This is a genomic window from Anabaena cylindrica UHCC 0172, from assembly GCF_034931625.1.
Classification (GTDB): Bacteria; Cyanobacteriota; Cyanobacteriia; order Cyanobacteriales; family Nostocaceae; genus Anabaena; species Anabaena cylindrica_A.
The window spans coordinates 37,167-57,689 of sequence record NZ_JAYGGY010000084.1 but is presented as its reverse complement, the minus strand read 5'-3'; the positions used below and the strand labels follow the sequence as shown (position 1 = coordinate 57,689).

Genomic DNA, 20,523 nt, shown 5'->3' with positions numbered 1-20,523 from the left:
ATTTACAAATAATTCATGTTTTATTTCTAAGTATTGACCGGCTAGAACTTCAGTTTAATTGAGTAGAAACTACATGGGACAAGGTTTTTTACAAATTGCTTTAACGCTCCTTATTGTCATATTGATTACTCCCAAATTAGGAAGATACATAGCTAAAGTCTTCTTGGGAGAAAGCACAATTCTAGATTTGATTATGAACCCGATAGAGAAAATTCTCTATATATTAGCGGGTATTCGCAAAAAAGAAGAGATGACAGGTTGGCAATATATCCGTGCAGTATTATGCAGCAACCTGGTTATGGGGATTTTTGTATATGCAGTAATCCATTATCAAAGACTTTTACCTTGGAATCCCAACGGTTTTGGGGCGATGAGATGGGATACATTGCTACATACGACAATTTCTTTTTTGACTAACACAGATCAACAACACTACATTGGAGAAAAGACTTTAAGCTACTTTAGCCAAATAGCGGCTTTAGGATTTTTAATGTTCACTTCAGCTGCAACTGGGTTAGCGGTAGGAATTGCTTTTATTCGGGGGTTAACGGGGAGAAAGTTAGGGAATTTTTATGTTGATCTCACCCGTGCCATCACCAGGATATTATTGCCTTTGTCTATTATCGGTGCGATCGCTCTCATTGCTGTAGGTGTACCACAAACATTAGATCAAACATTGGTAATCCAAACCTTAGAAGGCGGAACCCAATATATCGCTAGAGGACCAGTTGCTTCCTTTGAAAGTATCAAAATGTTAGGGGAAAACGGCGGCGGTTTTTTTGGTGCTAACTCTGCCCATCCCTTTGAAAATCCCAATGGCGCTTCTAATTTATTAGAAATGATCGCCATGCTTTGTATTCCCACATCCTTAATTTACACCTACGGCGTATTTGCCAACAACCTCAAACAAACTTGGTTACTGTTTTGGATGGTATTTGTCGTTTTTGTAATTCTGATTTGGGTTACAGCCGTTGGTGAAATGCAAGGGAATCCCTTAATTAACAAAATTATTAACGCCGAAATACCGAATTTGGAAGGTAAAGAACTGAGATTTGGCTGGGCAGAAACTGCATTATGGGCAGTCACAACTACTGCGACTATGTGCGGTGCTGTCAACGGAATGCATGATTCACTCATGCCTCAAGGAGTATTTTCTACCTTATTCAATTTATTTTTGCAAATAATTTGGGGAGGACAGGGAATAGGAACAGCCTATCTATTCATTTACCTGATTTTGACCGTTTTCTTAACTGGGTTAATGGTAGGACGCACCCCAGAATTTTTGGGACGCAAAATTGAACAAAGAGAAATTGTGCTGGCCAGCGTCGTGCTGCTAATTCACCCAATTTTAGTTTTGGTTCCTAGTGCGATCGCTCTAGCATATCCCATATCTCTATCAGGAATCAGCAACCCCAGCTTTCATGGTATCTCTCAAGTAGTCTATGAATACGCCTCAGCCGCTGCAAATAATGGTTCTGGCTTAGAAGGGTTAAAAGATAATACTCTGTGGTGGAACTTCAGTTCCAGTTTCAGTATTTTAGCAGGGCGCTACATTCCCATTATTGCTATCCTCCTTTTGGCTGATAGTATGTCCCACAAACCAAAAGTACCAGAAACCCGTGCTACTCTCAAAACCGATTCTCTCATGTTTACCAGCATCACCGCCGGCGTAACCATCATCTTAGGAGTACTAACTTTCTTTCCAGTTTTAGCTTTAGGCCCCATAGCCGAAGCTTTTAAACTAGCTTCTGGAAATTAGAAAACTGGGGAAATGGGAGAAAATATTTATCTGCCCCCTGCCCCCTGCCCCCTGCCCCCTGCCCCCAATCGTTTATGAATTTCACCGCAACTACCCCAAGACCAAAATCTCGCATTCGTCCAAGCGATCGCCGTCCAAAACGCAAAAAAGCCCTAGTCAGTACCAAAGGACTCTACACTAGAGCCATCAGGGATACCTTTCTCAAACTCAACCCCAAATATGCCATCAAAAATCCCGTCATGTTTGTGGTCTGGTTAGGAACAATAATCACCCTAGCCCTCACAATTTATCCCCCACTATTTGGACCCGTCAACCAAAAAAACCCCCAACTTTTCAACGGCTTGCTAACGGGAATTTTGTTTTCCACCGTTCTGTTTGCTAACTTCGCCGAAGCATTGGCAGAAGGACGGGGTAAAGCCCAAGCCGACGCATTGCGATCTACTCGTTCAGAAACCATCGCCAAAAGAATCGTCGTTGATGGCACAATCACAGAAGTTTCTTCCACCAGCCTCAAACAAGGTGATACTGTTTACGTCGTTGCAGGAGATATCATACCCGCTGACGGTGAAGTAATTCTTGGTGTCGCTTCCGTAGATGAATCAGCAATTACCGGCGAATCTGCACCAGTCCTCAAAGAACCAAGTTCAGATGTTGCTAGTTCTGTTACTGGTGGTACGCGCATCATCTCCGATGAATTAATTATCCGCATCACCGCTGATCCCGGCAAAGGATTTATTGACCGGATGATCAACTTAGTCGAAGGGGCAGAACGCACTAAAACACCTAATGAAATCGCCTTAACCTCACTACTAACAGTTTTTACCCTTGTATTTTTCTTTGTAGTCGTTACCCTGCCAGCCTTTGCCTATTATGTAAACAGTCCAATCAGCGTACCCATACTCATTGCCCTCTTAGTAGCACTCATCCCCACCACTATCGGCGGATTACTCAGTGCAGTAGGCATCGCAGGTATGGATAGAGTAGCTCAATTTAACGTCATAGCCACCTCAGGCAGGGCAGTTGAAGCCTGTGGAGATATAAATACCCTCGTTCTCGATAAAACAGGAACAATCACTCTCGGCAACCGTTTAGCAGAACAGTTTATACCCATCAACGGCCACTCAATGGCAGAAATTGCTAACGTTGCCCTAGCCGCTAGTATCTTTGACGATACTCCAGAGGGAAAATCTATTATCCGACTAGCAGAAAAATTTGGGGCAAAATTTGATATAGACCGTAAAAAATCCCAAGGAGTAGAATTTTCTGCCAAAACCCGCATGAGTGGAACTAATCTGCCTAGTGGACATGAAGCCCGCAAAGGTTCAGTAGCTGCAATTAAAGGATTTGTGCGATCGCGAAGTGGTTCCGCAGGAACTTCTCGGAATGGACGCGAAAACATAGAACTAGATACCGCTTACGAAGAAGTTTCTCACCAAGGAGGCACACCCCTGGCCGTTTGTCTAGATAACGAAATTTACGGTGTTATCTATCTCAAAGACATAATTAAACCCGGTATCCGCGAACGTTTTGACCAGCTGCGGCGCATGGGAGTTCGTACCATCATGCTAACCGGAGATAACCGCATCACAGCATCTGTCATTGCTAAAGAAGCGGGAGTAGATGAATTCATTGCCGAAGCCACACCCGAAGATAAAATCATCGTCATTCAACGGGAACAAGCAGAAGGTAAACTGGTGGCAATGACAGGAGATGGCACGAATGATGCCCCCGCTTTAGCCCAGGCAAATGTCGGTGTGGCAATGAATACAGGCACTCAAGCAGCAAAAGAAGCGGCTAATATGGTGGATTTGGACTCTGACCCCACAAAACTAATTGATATTGTCAGTATTGGTAAACAATTGCTGATTACTCGTGGGGCATTGACAACATTTTCAATTGCCAATGATATTGCTAAATATTTTGCTATTATCCCGGTAATTTTTACCGCTGCTAATCTAGAAAGCTTGAATATTATGAAGTTAACCAGTGCTAATTCGGCGGTACTGTCGGCACTGATTTACAATGCTTTAATTATTCCAATTTTGATTCCTTTAGCTTTAAAGGGTGTCCAGTTTCGACCTTTAACAGCTAATCAACTTCTACAACGTAATATTTTAATTTATGGCTTAGGTGGAGTGATCGCTCCATTTATTGCCATTAAATTTATAGATATGATTGTCACTGTTGTAGATTTAGTTTAAGAACAGGGAAGAAAATAATTACCAATTACCAATTACCAATTACTAATATATGGTGTTTATTCAAGAAACTATCAAAGCAATTCGGATAACTCTTTTACTTTGGTTGTTGACCGCAATTATCTATCCTCTAGCTATTCTACAATTTGGTCAGTTTGCCTTCCCTTCTTCAGCCAATGGCAGCATTGTTTTAAATATAGATGCTAAACCCATTGGTTCAGCTTTAATTGGTCAATTTTTTACATCAGATAAATATTTTCATGGTCGTCCCAGTGTTGTAAGATATAGCCAAGGCAGAAGAGCTTATCTCACAGGTATCTCTGGTGCTAGTAATCTTGCGCCTAGTAATCCAGAGCTAAATAAAAGAATTCTAGAACAAAATAATCAACTTCAAGATGAAAATATACAACCCTTACCAGATTTAATTTACACTTCTGCTTCGGGCTTAGATCCTCATATTTCTTTTGAAGCAATACAACAGCAGTTAGCAAGGGTAGCACGGGCAAGAAATATTAAAGAAGATGAAATAATGCCTTTAATAAGCAAGTATACTGACGAAAGATTTTTAGGGATATTTGGTGAGCCTGGTATCAATGTTTTACGTTTAAATTATGCTCTTGATTTGCAAGAACTGAATCGGCAACAAAATTAATAATTAGGACTTGCTGTAAAGCCCTGCGGGCATAGCTTCGCTTACCGCGTAGCGTGCCGTTAGGCATAAAAATCTTTTGCTTTGGGCTAGGAGTCAGGAATCAGGAGTCAGGAGGAAGAATTAGAAGAAGAGAAGAATCGTCTTGAATGTAGTCAAGTGATAGGTAAATGAACAGTCTCAACGCTTATTCCTTGCACCTGATTCACCTTTTTAACCTGCAAACTCTTGATATATCTAAGTTTTAGAATATGCCTAACGGCTAAATAAGATAACACCCCTTTTGTATCTGCCTCTGCGTTCTCTGCTTCTCTGCGGTTAGTTTTCAAAATTCCGTTTATAAATCCAACAGGACAGATATACAGCAGTTTGCGTAGTTAGGAGGTACAAAATATAAATTGAAACCTATACACAAAGCCAGTTTTACTTCTGACTCCTGACTCCTAGCCCAACTGGATAATTGATTTTCTACAATTACAAATTACGAATTATAAATTATGCTAACTGATACAAAATCTTCTCTATCTTTGAAACGACGGGGAAAACACAAAATATTTATTGGTATGGCTCCCGGTGTAGGTAAAACCTACAAAATGTTAGAAGAAGGAAAGTTATTTAAACAGGAAGGAACGGGTTTTAGTGTGTGTATCTACTTACCCTAATTCGGTGCAATTATTACGTCGGGGTGCTAGGTTGGCTGGTTATATGAACGCTCCTATGTATGTTTTATTTGTGTCTGATCCTCAGCGCTTTCTCTCGAAAGAAGAAAGTTTACATCTTGATATTTGTGAGAAGTTATGTAAAGAATTCGCAGGAACTTTTATCAAAGTTAATAGTCATAATATTGCCAATGCGATGGCTTCGCTCGCCGCAAGCATTGCAGAAGTCGCTGAAAAATACCACATTACTCAGATAATTATTGGGGAAAGTCAGCGATCGCGCTGGGAAATCCTCTTTAAAGGTTTTTTAACCCAAAAATTGGTACGTCTATTGAAAAATGTGGATTTGCATATTATTGCTACCGCAAAAACATAATTGTCTAAGAATTAATAGTGGTTACTTAAGCTTGGGATTTGGGTAATATTTAGGTTAAACTACCTCTGGAACTCACACCAGAAGCTCTGTAAATGCATCCGACTCGCGTTATAGGTTTAATAAGTGGCACTTCTGTCGATGGCATAGATGCTGCCTTAGTAGAGATTGTCGGTACAGATTTGGATCTAAAAGTTGAATTACTCGCAGGGGAAACATACTCCTATCCCGCTGAACTCCGAGATAGGATTTTGGCAATTTGTGGTGGTGCTGCTATCTCAATGGCAGAATTAGCAGAATTAGATGATGCGATCGCTCTAGTTTTTGCCCAAGCTGCCCAAAATATTCAAATAGGTCATCCCCCAGCCACTTTAATTGGCTCCCACGGTCAAACTGTTTTCCATCGACCACCTCAGCAGGGGAACGGAGGGGAATCACTCGGCTATAGTTTACAACTCGGTCGGGGGGCTGTCATTGCCCGTCTTACAGGTATTACTACTGTCAGTAATTTCCGAGTTGGTGATATTGCTGTCGGTGGTCATGGTGCGCCTCTTGTCCCCAGAATTGATGCTTTTTTACTCAGCCATCCCCAAGAAAGGCGTTGTATTCAAAATATTGGTGGTATTGGTAATGTAGCTTATATACCTCCTCGGCATGATGACTGGCTTGACAAAATTTGTGCCTGGGACACAGGCCCAGGAAATAGTCTTTTGGATTTGGCGGTACATCATTTTAGTAATGGTGCTAAGACCTACGATGAAAATGGCGATTGGGCAGCTAGTGGTACTCCCTGTGTTCCATTGGTAGAAAGATGGCTCAATCAAGATTATTTTCATTTACCACCACCTAAATCTACAGGTCGGGAATTATTTGGTGTGAGTTATTTACACGATTGTTTAAAAGACTCCCAAACCTACGAACTCAGCCCCGCAGATGTGTTGGCAACAATTACAGAACTTACCGCAACTTCTATAGTTCACAGTTATCGGACTTTTTTACCGCAAATGCCAGACAGGGTATTTTTATGTGGCGGTGGGAGTCGGAATCTTTATTTGAAACATCGGTTAGAATTATTGTTGGAATCAGTGCCAGTCTTAACTACAGATGAAGTAGGCTTAAGTGCAAATTTTAAGGAAGCGATCGCATTCGCGGTCTTAGCCTACTGGAGACAGCTAGGCATTCCTGGTAACTTACCCACTGCAACTGGAGCAGATCAAGAAGTGCTTTTAGGAGAAATGCACCAGAATAGTTCTGAGTGCATTTGATAACGCCAACTGATTTTATGGAATCTCTCTAATTGCAAAGTGTTGGATTAAAACAAGGAATGTAAAAGGTGACTCACAGTTTTTTATTAGAACCAGGGCGCTGGATCATGCAAGGAAGTTGGCTGGAACGAAATAGTATGCCAATCTGTTTTAAAGGCATGACTGTAGTCGTTTGGGATCGTGATGACTGGTTTTCTATGGCCACAAAATTGGTATTTCCTGGTAGCGATCGCACAGAAATATCTTGCCAATATAAAGGCAGACTGCATGATAGCGATCGCCAATATACTTTTTTACTGCAACATAATCTTTTAGGCCAAGTAGAAGGTGAAGGCTGGATTTGTCCCGATACCATTGTCCAGCGTTTCTGGGTATTGGGCGATCGCGAACGTCGCAGCGGGTTTGAAACCCTACACCAAGTTTCTGATGATAATTACTACCTCACTAGCGGTATTCTTGCCGGCCATTTTTTGACCAGTACAATGGAAGCAAGTTTGGAGCGTCAACCAAACTAGTAAAAGGAAAAGAGGCAAGCTTGATCACACTTTAAAACTTTTTCACCGGATAGTTACTTTCACGGTTATTCACTAGATAACCTAGTTATAAATAAAGTGAATTTTGTCAATCTTTTAGTTACCCAAAATTACTTAAAAGAGATTGATGATTTCCGGTTTCCTCTTCTCAATTCAGTAAATGTAACAACAGATTTGTATACCAGGTTAAAAAAACTTACATTGCACGCAAGTATCCTCTAGAATAAACAAAAAATTATTGGCGAAATTCCCACTTATTTCCGTAAATATACACAAAAAAGCTGATAACTTGATTAATACCCTACTGTTTGTTCGCTCAGTCCTAAAAACTGAAAAAATTACAACTCTACAAATGGCAGGTTTCATTCACGATTTTGGAACATGGGAGCCGAATTTTCTATGCCAGACCCCAATACTGGTCGCTTACTCAGCAAACGCTACCAGCTCCAAGAGTTAATTGGTATTGGAGCAATGGGGCGGGTTTATCGTGCTAAGGATAATTTGTTGGGAGGTGTACCCGTAGCCATCAAGTTTCTTGCTATATCTATTCAAAACGAAAAAATGCGTTTGCAAGAACGTTTTGAGCGAGAAGCAAAAACCTGTGCCTTACTAGGTCAAAAAAGCCTGCATATCGTCCGGGTAATGGATTATGGCGTAGATGAAAATAATACTCCATACTACGTGATGGAATATTTGCAAGGAAAAAGCCTCAGCGATGTCATCCGTGAGCAAAATCTTTCTTTATCTAGATTTTTGAGTATGGCAAGGCAAATTTGCCTGGGTTTACAGTGCGCTCATAATGGCATTCCAGTAGACGGAGCTATCTACTCAATTATTCATCGTGATATTAAGCCTAGCAATATGCTGGTGGTTCAAGATGCTAGTTTTGGTGAACTAGTCAAGGTCTTAGACTTCGGAATTGCCAAGTTAATTATGTCGGATAGTGATCAGACCAAATTTTATTTGGGTACTCTAGCCTATTCTTCTCCTGAACAAATTGAGGGTAAGGAACTAGACAATCGCTCTGATATTTATAGCTTGGGTGTGATGATGTTTGAAATGCTCACATCTAAGTTGCCATTAGTCCCATCTAATCATTCTTTTGGAGCATGGTATCAAATCCATAAATCTCAAAAGCCAAAGTATTTTGCTGAGGTTAATCCTACATTAAGGATACCAAAGCAAATTGAAGATTTGGTAATGAGTTGTTTAGAAAAAAAACCAAGCGATCGTCCTCAAAGTATTAACGAAATTCTCAGTATTTTAGTATCTGTAGAACAGCAGGACAAAATACGTAAAAAAGCTAGTGAAAATATTCCTGTACTCAATCCTAACTTCACCGCTAAACAGCAACCAGAACCTGAAAATAAGGCAAAAATCAGCCCATTGGTATCCCCAGTAGCAGAAAAAATAATCAAAACTGAACTACGGGTATCCCCAATCAGCGATGATATGTCTCGCACCACTTCTTGGCCGTTAAATAAGCCAATTGCTGATATTGTTTTTCCCCAACCCATTTATAACAATGGTGAAATTTTACCAGCGTTGTGGATCATGCTACCGGAACAGGAAATTCAAAAGCGTTTAGTTTGTACTCGATATAATCAATTTCTTTTCATTTCTGTTCCCCATCCTATGCTGTTGTGGATTACAGTTATCTACAATCGCCAACATGGAGCTAAATGGCTACCTTATTATGTTGATCTCAAAACCAATTTTGGTCAGGAGATTGTGCGCTTACTTCAACATACAGGTCATTATCGCTTGCTGTTCTTTGCGCGAGAAACACCCACTCACTGTAACCATGTCCTACCTTCCAGTATTGCCCCTGTCCAATGTCAGCGACTACAAGAGTGGTTGGAAGCAAGCAAGATATCAACATCATCTGCTGATGCTCTAGTTAGCAAAACTTTCCTTAAACAAGAGTATGAAAAAATTAAACCACAGATTTTAGCTAGACTGGAAACAATGGATACAGATTCACCGTTTGACCTATCTGGCTAAATTTCAGATGAGTATATTACAAGTATTATAAATAACAAGAAAGTATTTAATCAGATAAAGTAAACTTTTGTAAACAAAAGCTTTCTACTTTGGCAAATTATAGTTAGATAAATAAAGTGTCAGCCTTAATGATACTATATGTTTGAACTGGTATCATTATCAGTGCGAATTAGAATCAAACTCTCTACAGGTGAAAGTAATTTAAGGTAGACAAACTTCTAAATTTTGTCTTGTTTTTAATTACTAGTATCATTTTAGGGCAGTTTTGAGTTAAGTGATATCAAGTTGAAACCTATGACTTGACTATGAATTTGCTTCCTGAGTCAAGGTTATGCATTCCAGAAGGTAGGTTTGAAAGATCGAAGTTGACGCCCCGGCATCCCCAGCTCTTTTCCTCTGGTGGAAACCAGCAAGAGAAGGAGGTCGTCCACTGCGACAAAAGGAGATTTACTCTATGCCATAGTGGAGCCTGAATCTAATCCCCACTGATGCTTGAGAAGCTCCTTATAGGTTTCCTCTTTGACAACCATTTGTTCATAGAGCTTAACTAAAAAGTCTTGTGCTTGTTCATGACTCATGTGCTTAACTTGTGTTGCAAATGAGCGGATGTTAAACTGTTGTTCCAATGAAAGCTGAATTGGTTGATTCATAGTTAAAACCAAAAAAACAACTCGTAAAAGTGATATAAGTTACAGAAAGGCCAAAATGATCATATTTGGGCTGATATCTATCTTAACGTTTGTTTCTCTTTAATGAAGAAAGATAACAATTGTTGGACAAATTACCCGTTCATTTAGGTCTAACTTTTCGGCTGTGGTATTCTGCGCTTAACCCTACTGGCACACTGTCCAAGCTTGGTCAGGCGTATTTTGGATAAATAGACCTGTTTACAAATTAAGGTGCTTGAAATTGCGTTCAGATTAGGTTTGCCTAATATCCTTGTAGTTGGGATCTGCAAGGGTGATAGGTGCAGAATGTCAATTGCTTCAGATTATATAAATTTAACCTCGATCAGATGAATTTAGAGGTTACAGATATTTCTATCAATTTGTAAATAGAAAAAATGCTCAAATTGAACAAAATGTTGAGTATATTTACTCGATTTATTAACAGTCAATGGTAATTGGTCAGTTATTGATGATTTAATTTATTACCAAAGACTTATGGCAACTGTCTGTAGAGACGTATTACTATACATCTCTACAGCAGTAAAATCCATTTGCTGGATGGTTTTGTTAAGAAATTTACCCCGTTATCTAGTTCCCAGTTTCCGACTGAGAATGCTATCACAGAGGCTCTGCCTAAAGCTATTACTTGCAACTGACAATATAAATTAAGAATTTTCCTCAACAGCAACAAGGACAATGGTGATATTGTCGTGTCCACCTTCCTCTTTTGCTGCTTCGACTAGAGCAAAGGCGGCTTTATCTAACCACGGGGTATCTTGGAGATGGCTGGAAATCTTTTGATCAATCAGTTCCTCGGTGAGTCCATCACTACATAACAGCAAGCGATCGCCAACTTTGATATCTAATGCTTGTATATCAACATGATTAAAGTCTTCACGTCCCAAACAACGTGATAAAACATGACGATAGGGATGCAATCTGGCTTCTTCAACCGAGAGATCGCCAATTTTGATGGCTCTGGCGATCCAAGTATGATCTTCTGTGATTTGCTCCAGTTTGGATTCTCGCAAGCGGTATAGTCTTGAATCTCCGATATGAGCGCACAAAGGCTGTTCTTGTGCAGGAAAAACCACTACCACAGCTGTTGTCCCCATGTCGGAACGTTCAGGATGATTTTGTTGATCCTGCAAAATTGCTTTATTAGCTGTGAATAAAGCTTGTTCTAATAATTTTTGGGCAGATTCCGAAGATTGCCAATTTGCACCCAAGTAAGCTTGGATTTCTTGGGTAGCAATGCGACTTGCTTCTTCACCTCCGGCATGACCACCCATCCCATCAGCAACTATAAAAAATCGCCCTTCCGGGTCTATATAGTAAGCATCTTGATTATTAGCACGAATAAGTCCCGGATCGCTACAACCCGTGAAGTTTAGTTTCATAGATTTTCGAGCAACAATTAATACTTTTGATCATAACGGTCAAGGCGTAAAAGCAGACGAATCAGCAAAAATGATATTGCTGCTGCAATTAAACCAATGAAAACGGCTAACCACAGAAACTTGCCAACTAAGAGAATTGTGGCTGCAATTGTGAAACCACTAATTATAAGAGCATAGCTCATTCCGAGTTGAATGTTACTCTGTCTGCGTATGAGTCTTTCTGTTTCTACGGAACGAACTCGCAAACGAATATCCCCACGTTCGATTTTGTCGAGAGTGTCTTCTAGTCTACGTGGTAATCCGAATGCAGTGCTACTGACTTGTACTGCTTGACGACTTAACTCATTCAAGAAACTATTCCCCTCTAAACCATTGTTATCAGTCATAAGCTGCATTGCATAAGGTTGGGCAACTTCCATAAAATTAAAATCTGGATCTAATCCCTTGCCTACTCCCTCTAGGGTGGAAAAGGCACGCATGACAAAGGTAAAAGTTGCTGGAAATCTAAACGGTTGATTGTAAGCTATTTCGTAAAGGTCTTCACTAATGGCGGCGACTGATTGGTTTTCAAAGGGTTTATCCATGAAATTATCCAGCATATACTGAACCGAACGTCGCACAGGCCCCATGTCATCTACGGGAGCGATCGCACCCAAATCAACAAGAGATTGAACCACGCGATCGCCATCTTTTTGAGCAATGCCAAACAAGGTTTGCATTAAACCCTCTCGGACATTGGATTTAATCGTCCCCATCATCCCAAAATCGTAGAAAATCAAAGCCCCATTTGGGCTAACTGCGAGATTACCAGGGTGGGGGTCAGCGTGAAAGAAACCATTATTTAGTAGCTGATGTAGGTAAGCTTGAGCGCCATAACGAGCGATCGCCTTCCGATCCACTCCCGCAGCTTCCAAAGCCTCATACTGGCTCACCTTAATCCCCGGCAAATACTCCAAAGTAATTACCCTAGAAGTAGCATAGCGCCAATAAACTCGCGGCACATTTACCCAGTCATAATCCCGAAAATTGCGGCGGAAAGTATCAGCATTGCGACCTTCCTTCAGATAATCAATCTCCTCCCAGAGAATGCGGCTACATTCTTCATAAATTCCCATCCAATCTCGTCCCTTTCCCCATTTAGGATGGTTTTGAAAATAACGAGCAATACCCTTGAGAATCTTTAAATCAATTTCAAATAGCTTCTTCAGTCCAGGACGTTGCACCTTAACCACAACCGATTCCCCAGAATGCAGTATAGCCTTATGAACTTGTCCCAAACTAGCAGCAGCTAAAGGAATAGGTTCAAAACTCTGAAATAGTTGAGGAATCTTTTTGCCTAATTCCTGCTCAATAATTGCTTCTACTTGCTCATAGCTAAATGCGGGAACTCTATCTTGTAATTTAGAAAGTTCTTCCACATATTCACTAGGAAAAATATCAGCGCGGGTAGAGAACAATTGCCCAACCTTAATAAAAGTTGGACCCAATTCCAAAAATGTATTACGAATCCAGATAGCTTGGGCTTTACGTCTAGCGCTTTGCTTCTCCTCTGTTATTCCTCCAGGGTAACTCCAAGCTTTGTTATAGCGCCAAAGCTTGTACATTAACGTCAATACAAAAGACCAAATATCTACAAAGCGCCGTTTGCTAGAATAATTTTCCCGATTCCAACGGTATGCTTTATCTGAATAACCTTTGTCCATATTTTTTGTGTACCGTCGGGTATTCACCTAATTACCAGTAAAAAAAGACACTTCCTAAATTTTTTTTGATATAGAAAAACCGATTGAGGGTAATTGGGAATGGCTAACACTCCCGGAGGGAATACAATATTTTCAGGATAAAGGATGATAAAAAGATTAATCTTGTTCATCCTTTTATCTTTAAATCCTGATTAGTAATTAGAAACAGCCCATTACCAATTACCCATTATCAGCCTTGACGAGATAGCAAATTGGTTAGTTACCCCTGTTTTGCTCTTTATTTTGAACTAGTGCGATATTTGTGCAATTCAGTTCTTAAGAGGGCAATTTCGGCTCGTAATTCATCAATTTCTGCTTGTAAGTCAACTGAACCAGCCTTAGTTTGATTAGTACCTGGAGTTGTCGCAGATCCAGCCGTTTCCGCCGCTCGATTAGCTCGTGTTATAACTTCATCTGTAAATTGGCGTAGTTGCTCTCTAGCTTCAGCATCAAATTTGCCTAGTTCACTTAAAGCATCAGTCAAGGCGACTTCTACACGCTCATTAATGACTTCAGCTACTGCTCTGCCTACAAAAAAGGCTTGCACAAGGGGATTACTCATAAATTTTTGTAACGTTGCTCCGCAAGAGAATTATAGCTTGCCTGGATGCTGGAATGCTTCTATCTGAAACATTGGCATCGCAACCACAAAAATCAAATAAAAACATATATATCATTTTTGTCAAGAAATATTACTGCGTAATATTACTCTGTTAATCCCTTTTTTTATCTGTGGTGTAGCCGCAATTTTCACATATTTCGATCAAATCTCCCATAGCGTGCGGATGTAAAATGATCAGGATTTGATTGATTGCATAACCAGGCCCACATTTGATCACCAACAGAAAAATGCCACCATTCTCTGGGATTACGTTGAAATCCTGCTTTTAACATCACATCATGTAGCAATTGACGATGAGCATGATACTGTTGGTTACTACTAGCATAATAATTAGGGTGCGATCGCATCGACATCTCATCAATCGGTGAACCCATATCTACAACTACCCCATCATCATCCACCAGAGTCACATCTACCGCAGCCCCCGTACTGTGAGGAGGGGGAGTATTTATATCTAAACTAGGTACAGCCCAAATTTCATAAACCGCTTCCCAAACTTCTTCCCGTTGCTGGGGTGATAAATTTGCCTCAATCAATCCCCTGTTCTGCAAAGCTTCGGCAAAACTGTAATCTACCATAAACTGCTGTACAGCCACCGGGCGATAAGCATCAAAGATTTGGATATACCAATTAGGATGTAGGAATTGTAAATAATTTTGTGCTTGAATCAACTTTTCAATTACAGTTTCGCGCAAATAATAAGGTGAGTGTACACCATAGTTAGCACCTAACTTTTCATAAGGGTGAGGAGATTCTACCGCAAATAATTCTAAAGGAATTTTTACTAGGGGTTCACCAGATTCGATAATTGGTATTTGATGATAAGGTCGCATTTTAATTTGAGATTTTGTATTTAAATTATCTTACACTTTTCCTTTAATTCATTTTAATTGATATAGAGATATCTACGGTAATGCTCTTTATAATTTCCACAAAAAGTATACAAAATGTAGAGATTTAGCATTGCTAAACCCTTGCAAAAATTGACGATAGATGAGCGATAAATGTAAGGATTCAAGTGTTTGAAACCCAGTCACAGAACCAGTTTCAAAATTGAATTTGGGTTATTAACATACCTTTAGTCGCAACAAGGAACGAAAATATAGGCGTTACGTAATTCTTATTAAGAATGAAAATTTGTGGTTAATTCCCGGAAACCCTTGTCAAAAAACGATTGTAGAGATTTTAGTATGACCTGAATCCTTACCGATAAATTACCTAATGTATCGCTTTATTTTTCAGGGATAGCTGATAATAAGCAACGTAAAGCCTGATTTACTGCTTCTGATGTTTGAAAAACTTTAGCAACATCAGGATCAAGGGTAACAGTAATTCTATTTTCTGATGTTGACGCAAAACGATTAGGACGGGCTTTACTGTAATCGAAATTATATTCAGGCAATAAATCATCTGATTCAAAATAGTTTTGCTCAATGTTGGGTGTTTTGTTCATAATTTTGTCGTTCTTTTTTAGTGGTTAAACGAGAACTGAAAATACGGATTAAATCTTTGTCTCTTTCGGTAAAACAAACTAGAAGTAAGCGATTTTGAGTAGAATAACCAATAATAATTTCCCTTTGTTCACCGAAAGAGTGAGTAGGATCATCAAATATCAAAGCGAACGGATCATCAAATACTGTTTTTGATTCTTCAAAATTCACTCCATGTTTATTAAAGTTTATTTGTGCTTTGTTATGATCCCATTCAAATTCTAATTTCATATAAATTAGAAATTATCACCTACTTTTAGTATAAGTTATTGTTCTCCATCACTCCTCTTGTAAATCCTGATTCTGACAAAAATACTCGACATCAAATCACTCATAAGTGTTCACAACAAGACTTTTTCTCCACCTCTGGAACAGGATCATAACCTCCTGGATGAAACGGATGACAGCGTAAAATCCGCATAATCCCCATCCAGCTACCACGGAACACTCCAAATCGTTCAATAGCTTGAATAGCATAAATAGAACAAGTAGGTTGAAAGCGACAAGTGGGGGGAAACAGGGGTGAGATGAATAAGCGATAGCCTTTAATTAGCCAAATTAATAATATTTTCATATCCTAAATCGAATAAAGTAGTGTTGGAATTCAAAATTTCACTGTGTTGAGTACATTTCCCAATTTAGAATCCATTACCCCATTGTGGCTGCAAATTTTACCTGCTGCGGCTTGGGTTTTACTAGTCATCCTCACCGCTTGGGGAGTCAGTCGTTTTCCTCATAGCGAACCCGAAATTATCCGTAAAATAGTTCATATTGGTATTGGTAACGTAATTTTGATTGCTTGGTGGCTAAATATTCCCCCTCTTGTGGGGATTACAGCTTCAATTTTAGCCTGTGCTATCACTTTATTGTCCTATATATTACCAATTCTGCCGGGAATTAATAGCGTTGGTCGGCAAAGTTTAGGAACATTTTTTTATGCTCTTAGTATCGGTATTTTAATTGCTTGTTTCTGGCATTTAGAGCAACCCCAGTATGCTGCACTAGGAATTATGATTATGGCTTGGGGGGATGGACTAGCTGCTTTAATTGGGCAAAGATTTGGTAAACATAAATATATACTCTTTGACTCACAAAAAAGTTGGGAAGGTTCCTTAACAATGACTGTGGTTAGCTGCTTGATTACTATTATTATTTTACTGGCAATACAAGGAAATATCTGGCAAATTTGGGTAATTTCCTTAGCAGTAGCCATCATAGCTACAGGTTTAGAAGCTTTTTCATTTTTGGGTATTGATAATTTAACAGTTCCTTTAGGTAGTGCAGCAGCAGCTTATATGTTAATTAAGCTATTAGTATTGAGTTGAATTATCCATATTTTTTAGGACTTACACAAAAAGTAAGAATTCAGGAGTCAGGAGTCAGGAGTCAGGAGGAAGAATATTTTTCTCTTCTGTTCCCTGCTATACTGCAAACGGGTCAAACTTGGACTTATGTCATACTGACCGTAACGTAGTGCAGGGAAGTATCTCGGAGATTCTTCACTTCGTACCCTACGGGAAGCAAGCTACAGAATGACACTTTTAACCCGTTTTTAGTATATATCAAATATCCTGAATCCTTACCACAAAAACTCTCTACAAATCTCTTTCTTACCCTACGGGAACGCCTCTGTGGAAGGTGTTTTTTGAAATACGGTTCTTCATGATTTTGCGGAAATCAAGTCAATAAATCGCTTTGCGATCTGTGAAGGGTGAGGAAAATTTCATTCCCTACTCTCCACACCATGTTTCACATATCCAATTCTGTAAGATCGGATTAACTATCTCAGGTGCTTCATCTTGAGGGCAATGTCCCACTCCCTCTAAAGGAATAAATTTTTGTACTTGAGGAAAATTGGCTAATTCTCTACCTAATTCAATTGGTTCCCAAGGGTCTGCTGTTCCCCACAAAATAATTGCTGGACAAGGTAATATAGATAACAAGTCTTCTGGTAATGGTCCACTAGAATAAGCCGTAAAAGCTAAAAATACGGCAGCAGCGCCAGGATCTTTTGCCGGTGTCATCAGAATTTCTACTAATTCATCTGTCACTGTTTCGGCATTAGCATAGGCTTGTAAGAGAATCTTTTTTACTGTTTTCGGTTTAGCTAGTTGGCTAAAAAAGAAGTCACCCACTGCTTGAATAGATAAAACACGTTGCAGAATCGGCGCACCAAGGCGTTTTATCCAAGGTAAATTTAGCCGTTTGCGATCGTGTAATAATCGCAAAGAACAGTTAATTAACGCAATTCCTAAAACCATATCAGGTCTAATTACCGCCGCTTGCATTGCTACAATACAGCCAATTGAATTACCGACTAAAAAAGCTGGTTCACCTACCACTTGGCTACAAAAGTCTGCTAATTGCTGCCCCCAGTTTTCTAGTGTGTATGTGATTTTTTCTCCTGGGTGAGGTTTAGCAGAAGCACCAAAGCCGATCAAATCAATGGCATATACTCGACAATTTTCGGCTAAAACTGGTATATTTTTACGCCAATGTCCCCATGAAGCACCAAAGCCATGTACTAGAATCACCGCAGGACCGCTAGTTCCTTGGGTTTGGTAACAAATGGGGAAACCTTGCCAAAGCCAGGTTTGTGTGGATGTAGATGCATTTGTATAAGTTGTCATGAGTTGATTTTTGGATAGGGAATTATTCAGAATTTAAATTTGTCTAACTATTTAAGAATTATTTTTATATTGATGTATTTACTTAAGTAAACGTTTTATCAAGTTATTTTTCACGTTTGCTGACAACACACTACACGGAATGTCTTTGAAAGAGATAGTGAAAAATTTCCAATATACTAAGTACGCTGCGCTATATTAAGTATGGCTACATCTTCTGTAAGAGATACAGTATCGCAAGTTGGAGATAAACGAATAGGTGGCACTTTACAGTATTTTTAAGAAAATTTGCAGAAATATAGCGGGTTGGGATGATTAAAATAGCACCAGTAAGAGATCAAGTAGTTTTACAATTTACGCTAACTCAATTAGTATATAAAATTAATTGGATATAAAACAAATGCTAAGGCGTAGTTTTACACCTGGAAACTAACGCTAATTTTGAAAAAGTTTTTGTTCCTAGTTCCTTCGGGCGAAAGAAGATGAATATACTAGAAACAATTGATACTCCTATCGGAAGTTACGCTCCAGATTTTGAGTTGCCAGGAATTGACGATCATGTACACCATCTCAGTCGTTACTTAGAAAATTTACGCTCAGTCTGTGTCATTTCCATTTGTAATCACTGTAATTATGTGGATTTGTATATAAGTAGACTAAAAACTATTCAATCGGAATTTTCCCCTAGGGGTTTCACACTGATTGGATTAAATTGTGGTGATGGCAACAATGATGTTCGTATTGGGGAAGAAATTGACGCTGTATCCAACTTTGAGAGGATGAAAGCATTTGCCCTTCATCATGAGTTAAATTTCCCCTATCTATGGGACTCAACTCAAGATGTAACTCGGAGTTTTGGAGCAGTTAGTACACCAACGGCTTTTCTAATAGATAGTGATGGGATTTTGCGCTACAAAGGTCAAATTGACGATCACCCGCAAGAGCCACTAGCTTCAGGAGTGGATTATTTGAGAAATGCGATCGCTTGCTTATTTGCAGATCAAGCAATCCAGCCAGCACAAACACAACAGGTCGGAACACCATTAGTATGGCGTAAATAGACCTGATAGACACAGATAGCCCATTGTACTGCTATCTTAAATTGGAGGCAATTGCAACTTATTTGATAAAGTGTAACTTCATGGGAACGAATTACCGACGGGTTTTACTTAAACTGAGCGGTGAAGCTTTGATGGGCAACATGGGCTATGGTATTGATCCAGAAGTAGTCAAGGAAATAGCCGAACAGTTAGGAGAAGTGGTAGCCACTGGCGTTCAAGTCGCTATTGTCGTTGGCGGCGGCAATATTTTTCGAGGGGTGAAAGCGGCATCGGCGGGGATGGACAGGGCAACCGGCGACTACATTGGAATGATTGCCACGGTAATGAATGCCATGACGCTGCAAGATTCACTAGAACGAATAGGGGTACAAACGCGGGTACAAACTGCGATCGCTATGCAAGAAGTAGCAGAACCCTATATTCGTCGTCGCGCCATCCGTCATCTCGAAAAAGGACGGGTGGTAATTTTCGGTGCGGGGTCAGGAAATCCTTTCTTTACCACAGACACTACTGCCGCTTTAAGAGCAGCTGAAATTGATGCAGAAGTGATTTTTAAAGCGACCAAAGTAGACGGAATCTACGACGCTGACCCCGAAATTTATCCTGATGCCAAGCGTTACACAACCCTCACCTACACCCACGTGTTGGCTAACGATTTACGGGTTATGGATAGCACCGCAATTGCCTTGTGTAAAGAAAATAATATTCCCATTCTGGTATTTGACTTAACAGTGCGAGGTAACATTCACCGCGCAGTAATGGGAGAATCTATTGGTACCCTTGTGGGAGGTTCTTGTGAAATTAGATGAAGCCGAAAGTAAGATGCAACATACCGTTGAGGCTACTCAACGGGCTTTTAATACCATTCGCACTGGTCGCGCTAATGCCAGTTTGTTAGATAAAGTCCAGGTGGAATATTACGGCACACCCACCGGACTAAAATCTCTAGCAAACATTAGCACACCTGATGCCTCAACAATTCTGATTCAACCCTATGATAAAGGCAGCCTCAACATAGTTGAAAAGGCAATTTCTTTGTCAGATATAGGCATAACTCCCAGTAATGACGGTTCTGTGATTCGGCTCAATATTCCGCCTTTGACAAGCGATCGCCGGAAAGAATTTGTCAAAATGGCTGCTAAGTATGCAGAAGAAGGTCGAGTTGGGATTCGCAATATCCGCCGTGATGCGCTGGACTCCATTCGCAAACAAGAAAAAGCTGCGGAAGTGTCAGAAGACGAATCACGAGATCAGCAGGACAAATTGCAAAAACTGACAAACAAATACACAGCAAAAATTGACGAATTGCTGTCAGAAAAAGAAAAAGACATCACAACTGTCTAAGTTGGTGATTGGGGATTGGGGACTGGGAAAGATTCTTATCAATTACCCATTACCCTTCCCTATATTTATTGAAACTTTACCAAAAATCTTAAACCCTTATATATACTAGAAAGTCAACTAATTAAAATA

20 protein-coding genes and 1 pseudogene are annotated in these 20,523 nt (G+C 39.8%); 12 read left to right on the top strand and 9 right to left on the bottom strand.

Annotated features, from left to right (window positions below; translation table 11 throughout):
* Positions 1-73: 73 nt before the first annotated feature.
* The 8 genes and pseudogenes from kdpA to VB713_RS17555 all read left to right on the top strand — a co-directional run bounded on the left by kdpA (position 74) and on the right by VB713_RS17555 (position 9,440).
* On the top strand, positions 74-1,759 hold the full coding sequence (gene kdpA / locus VB713_RS17590) for a potassium-transporting ATPase subunit KdpA (protein ID WP_323312808.1): 1,686 nt from the start codon (positions 74-76) through the stop codon (positions 1,757-1,759).
* Between the two features lie 74 nt (positions 1,760-1,833).
* Positions 1,834-3,960, top strand: a complete 2,127-nt coding sequence (kdpB, locus tag VB713_RS17585; protein WP_323312807.1) for a potassium-transporting ATPase subunit KdpB — start codon at positions 1,834-1,836, stop codon at positions 3,958-3,960.
* Positions 3,961-4,009: 49 nt separating this feature from the next.
* Entirely contained in the window at positions 4,010-4,609 is a 600-nt protein-coding gene (kdpC, locus tag VB713_RS17580; RefSeq protein WP_323312806.1) for a K(+)-transporting ATPase subunit C, read from the top strand.
* Between the two features lie 494 nt (positions 4,610-5,103).
* On the top strand, positions 5,104-5,268 hold the full coding sequence (locus tag VB713_RS17575) for a hypothetical protein (RefSeq protein ID WP_323312805.1): 165 nt from the start codon (positions 5,104-5,106) through the stop codon (positions 5,266-5,268).
* Positions 5,219-5,641: pseudogene (locus VB713_RS17570) on the top strand (universal stress protein); the annotation flags it as partial. The gene VB713_RS17575 and the pseudogene VB713_RS17570, both read left to right, overlap by 50 nt.
* 92 nt (positions 5,642-5,733) lie before the next feature.
* The gene (locus VB713_RS17565; RefSeq protein WP_323312804.1) at positions 5,734-6,903 is read left to right on the top strand and encodes an anhydro-N-acetylmuramic acid kinase; all 1,170 of its coding nucleotides are present in this window, start codon (positions 5,734-5,736) and stop codon (positions 6,901-6,903) included.
* A gap of 68 nt (positions 6,904-6,971) precedes the next feature.
* A complete protein-coding gene (locus VB713_RS17560; RefSeq protein ID WP_323312803.1) occupies positions 6,972-7,418 on the top strand; it encodes a hypothetical protein in 447 nt (148 codons plus the stop codon).
* A gap of 417 nt (positions 7,419-7,835) precedes the next feature.
* Positions 7,836-9,440 (top strand): serine/threonine-protein kinase, encoded by a 1,605-nt coding sequence (locus VB713_RS17555; protein ID WP_323312802.1) that lies wholly within the window; start codon positions 7,836-7,838, stop codon positions 9,438-9,440.
* 452 nt (positions 9,441-9,892) lie between these two features.
* Here the strand turns inward: VB713_RS17555 and VB713_RS17550 are convergent, their stop codons facing one another.
* The 8 genes from VB713_RS17550 to yidD all read right to left on the bottom strand — a co-directional run bounded on the left by VB713_RS17550 (position 9,893) and on the right by yidD (position 15,936).
* Positions 9,893-10,090 carry an NblA/ycf18 family protein gene (locus VB713_RS17550; protein ID WP_015212684.1) on the bottom strand — a complete coding sequence of 66 codons (198 nt, stop codon included), beginning with the start codon at positions 10,088-10,090 and terminating at the stop codon, positions 9,893-9,895.
* 683 nt (positions 10,091-10,773) lie between these two features.
* Positions 10,774-11,508 (bottom strand): Stp1/IreP family PP2C-type Ser/Thr phosphatase, encoded by a 735-nt coding sequence (locus VB713_RS17545; RefSeq protein WP_323312801.1) that lies wholly within the window; start codon positions 11,506-11,508, stop codon positions 10,774-10,776.
* A gap of 17 nt (positions 11,509-11,525) precedes the next feature.
* The gene (locus tag VB713_RS17540) at positions 11,526-13,211 is read right to left on the bottom strand and encodes an AarF/ABC1/UbiB kinase family protein (protein ID WP_323312800.1); all 1,686 of its coding nucleotides are present in this window, start codon (positions 13,209-13,211) and stop codon (positions 11,526-11,528) included.
* A gap of 277 nt (positions 13,212-13,488) precedes the next feature.
* Positions 13,489-13,812: a DUF6825 family protein gene (locus tag VB713_RS17535; RefSeq protein ID WP_323312799.1), complete on the bottom strand. Its 324-nt coding sequence runs from the start codon at positions 13,810-13,812 to the stop codon at positions 13,489-13,491.
* Between the two features lie 188 nt (positions 13,813-14,000).
* Positions 14,001-14,705 (bottom strand): M15 family metallopeptidase, encoded by a 705-nt coding sequence (locus VB713_RS17530; RefSeq protein WP_323312798.1) that lies wholly within the window; start codon positions 14,703-14,705, stop codon positions 14,001-14,003.
* A 398-nt stretch (positions 14,706-15,103) separates the two neighbouring features.
* Positions 15,104-15,325 (bottom strand): hypothetical protein, encoded by a 222-nt coding sequence (locus VB713_RS17525; RefSeq protein WP_323312797.1) that lies wholly within the window; start codon positions 15,323-15,325, stop codon positions 15,104-15,106.
* The gene (locus VB713_RS17520; protein ID WP_323312796.1) at positions 15,303-15,593 is read right to left on the bottom strand and encodes a BrnT family toxin; all 291 of its coding nucleotides are present in this window, start codon (positions 15,591-15,593) and stop codon (positions 15,303-15,305) included. Before VB713_RS17520 ends, VB713_RS17525 begins: the two co-directional genes overlap by 23 nt.
* A gap of 100 nt (positions 15,594-15,693) precedes the next feature.
* Positions 15,694-15,936 (bottom strand): membrane protein insertion efficiency factor YidD, encoded by a 243-nt coding sequence (gene yidD, locus VB713_RS17515; RefSeq protein ID WP_323312795.1) that lies wholly within the window; start codon positions 15,934-15,936, stop codon positions 15,694-15,696.
* A 43-nt stretch (positions 15,937-15,979) separates the two neighbouring features.
* On the opposite strand from yidD, the gene VB713_RS17510 reads away from it, so the two are divergent.
* The gene (locus tag VB713_RS17510; protein ID WP_323312794.1) at positions 15,980-16,687 is read left to right on the top strand and encodes an SEC59/DGK1/VTE5 family protein; all 708 of its coding nucleotides are present in this window, start codon (positions 15,980-15,982) and stop codon (positions 16,685-16,687) included.
* Positions 16,688-17,092: 405 nt separating this feature from the next.
* Here the strand turns inward: VB713_RS17510 and VB713_RS17505 are convergent, their stop codons facing one another.
* Positions 17,093-17,992, bottom strand: a complete 900-nt coding sequence (locus VB713_RS17505) for an alpha/beta fold hydrolase (protein WP_323312793.1) — start codon at positions 17,990-17,992, stop codon at positions 17,093-17,095.
* A 479-nt stretch (positions 17,993-18,471) separates the two neighbouring features.
* Here VB713_RS17505 and VB713_RS17500 point away from each other — a divergent pair, with 479 nt between their 5' ends.
* The 3 genes from VB713_RS17500 to frr all read left to right on the top strand — a co-directional run bounded on the left by VB713_RS17500 (position 18,472) and on the right by frr (position 20,394).
* Positions 18,472-19,050 carry a thioredoxin family protein gene (locus tag VB713_RS17500; protein ID WP_323312792.1) on the top strand — a complete coding sequence of 193 codons (579 nt, stop codon included), beginning with the start codon at positions 18,472-18,474 and terminating at the stop codon, positions 19,048-19,050.
* Between the two features lie 80 nt (positions 19,051-19,130).
* A complete protein-coding gene (gene pyrH, locus VB713_RS17495) occupies positions 19,131-19,859 on the top strand; it encodes a UMP kinase (protein ID WP_323312791.1) in 729 nt (242 codons plus the stop codon).
* Positions 19,846-20,394, top strand: coding sequence for a ribosome recycling factor (frr, locus tag VB713_RS17490; RefSeq protein ID WP_323312790.1), 549 nt, complete (start codon positions 19,846-19,848; stop codon positions 20,392-20,394). The genes pyrH and frr overlap by 14 nt, the downstream gene beginning before the upstream one ends.
* Positions 20,395-20,523 lie beyond the last annotated feature (129 nt).

Coding starts and splice junctions, on each gene's coding strand:
- VB713_RS17540 (WP_323312800.1), bottom strand. CDS start 13,211: ATGGACAAAGGTTATTCAGATAAAGCATACCGTTGGAATCGGGAAAAT.
- yidD (WP_323312795.1), bottom strand. CDS start 15,936: ATGAAAATATTATTAATTTGGCTAATTAAAGGCTATCGCTTATTCATC.
- kdpB (WP_323312807.1), top strand. CDS start 1,834: ATGAATTTCACCGCAACTACCCCAAGACCAAAATCTCGCATTCGTCCA.
- VB713_RS17500 (WP_323312792.1), top strand. CDS start 18,472: ATGAATATACTAGAAACAATTGATACTCCTATCGGAAGTTACGCTCCA.
- VB713_RS17530 (WP_323312798.1), bottom strand. CDS start 14,705: ATGCGACCTTATCATCAAATACCAATTATCGAATCTGGTGAACCCCTA.
- VB713_RS17520 (WP_323312796.1), bottom strand. CDS start 15,593: ATGAAATTAGAATTTGAATGGGATCATAACAAAGCACAAATAAACTTT.
- VB713_RS17550 (WP_015212684.1), bottom strand. CDS start 10,090: ATGAATCAACCAATTCAGCTTTCATTGGAACAACAGTTTAACATCCGC.
- pyrH (WP_323312791.1), top strand. CDS start 19,131: ATGGGAACGAATTACCGACGGGTTTTACTTAAACTGAGCGGTGAAGCT.
- VB713_RS17535 (WP_323312799.1), bottom strand. CDS start 13,812: ATGAGTAATCCCCTTGTGCAAGCCTTTTTTGTAGGCAGAGCAGTAGCT.
- VB713_RS17565 (WP_323312804.1), top strand. CDS start 5,734: ATGCATCCGACTCGCGTTATAGGTTTAATAAGTGGCACTTCTGTCGAT.
- kdpC (WP_323312806.1), top strand. CDS start 4,010: ATGGTGTTTATTCAAGAAACTATCAAAGCAATTCGGATAACTCTTTTA.
- VB713_RS17575 (WP_323312805.1), top strand. CDS start 5,104: ATGCTAACTGATACAAAATCTTCTCTATCTTTGAAACGACGGGGAAAA.
- VB713_RS17555 (WP_323312802.1), top strand. CDS start 7,836: ATGCCAGACCCCAATACTGGTCGCTTACTCAGCAAACGCTACCAGCTC.
- kdpA (WP_323312808.1), top strand. CDS start 74: ATGGGACAAGGTTTTTTACAAATTGCTTTAACGCTCCTTATTGTCATA.
- VB713_RS17505 (WP_323312793.1), bottom strand. CDS start 17,992: ATGACAACTTATACAAATGCATCTACATCCACACAAACCTGGCTTTGG.
- VB713_RS17545 (WP_323312801.1), bottom strand. CDS start 11,508: ATGAAACTAAACTTCACGGGTTGTAGCGATCCGGGACTTATTCGTGCT.
- VB713_RS17525 (WP_323312797.1), bottom strand. CDS start 15,325: ATGAACAAAACACCCAACATTGAGCAAAACTATTTTGAATCAGATGAT.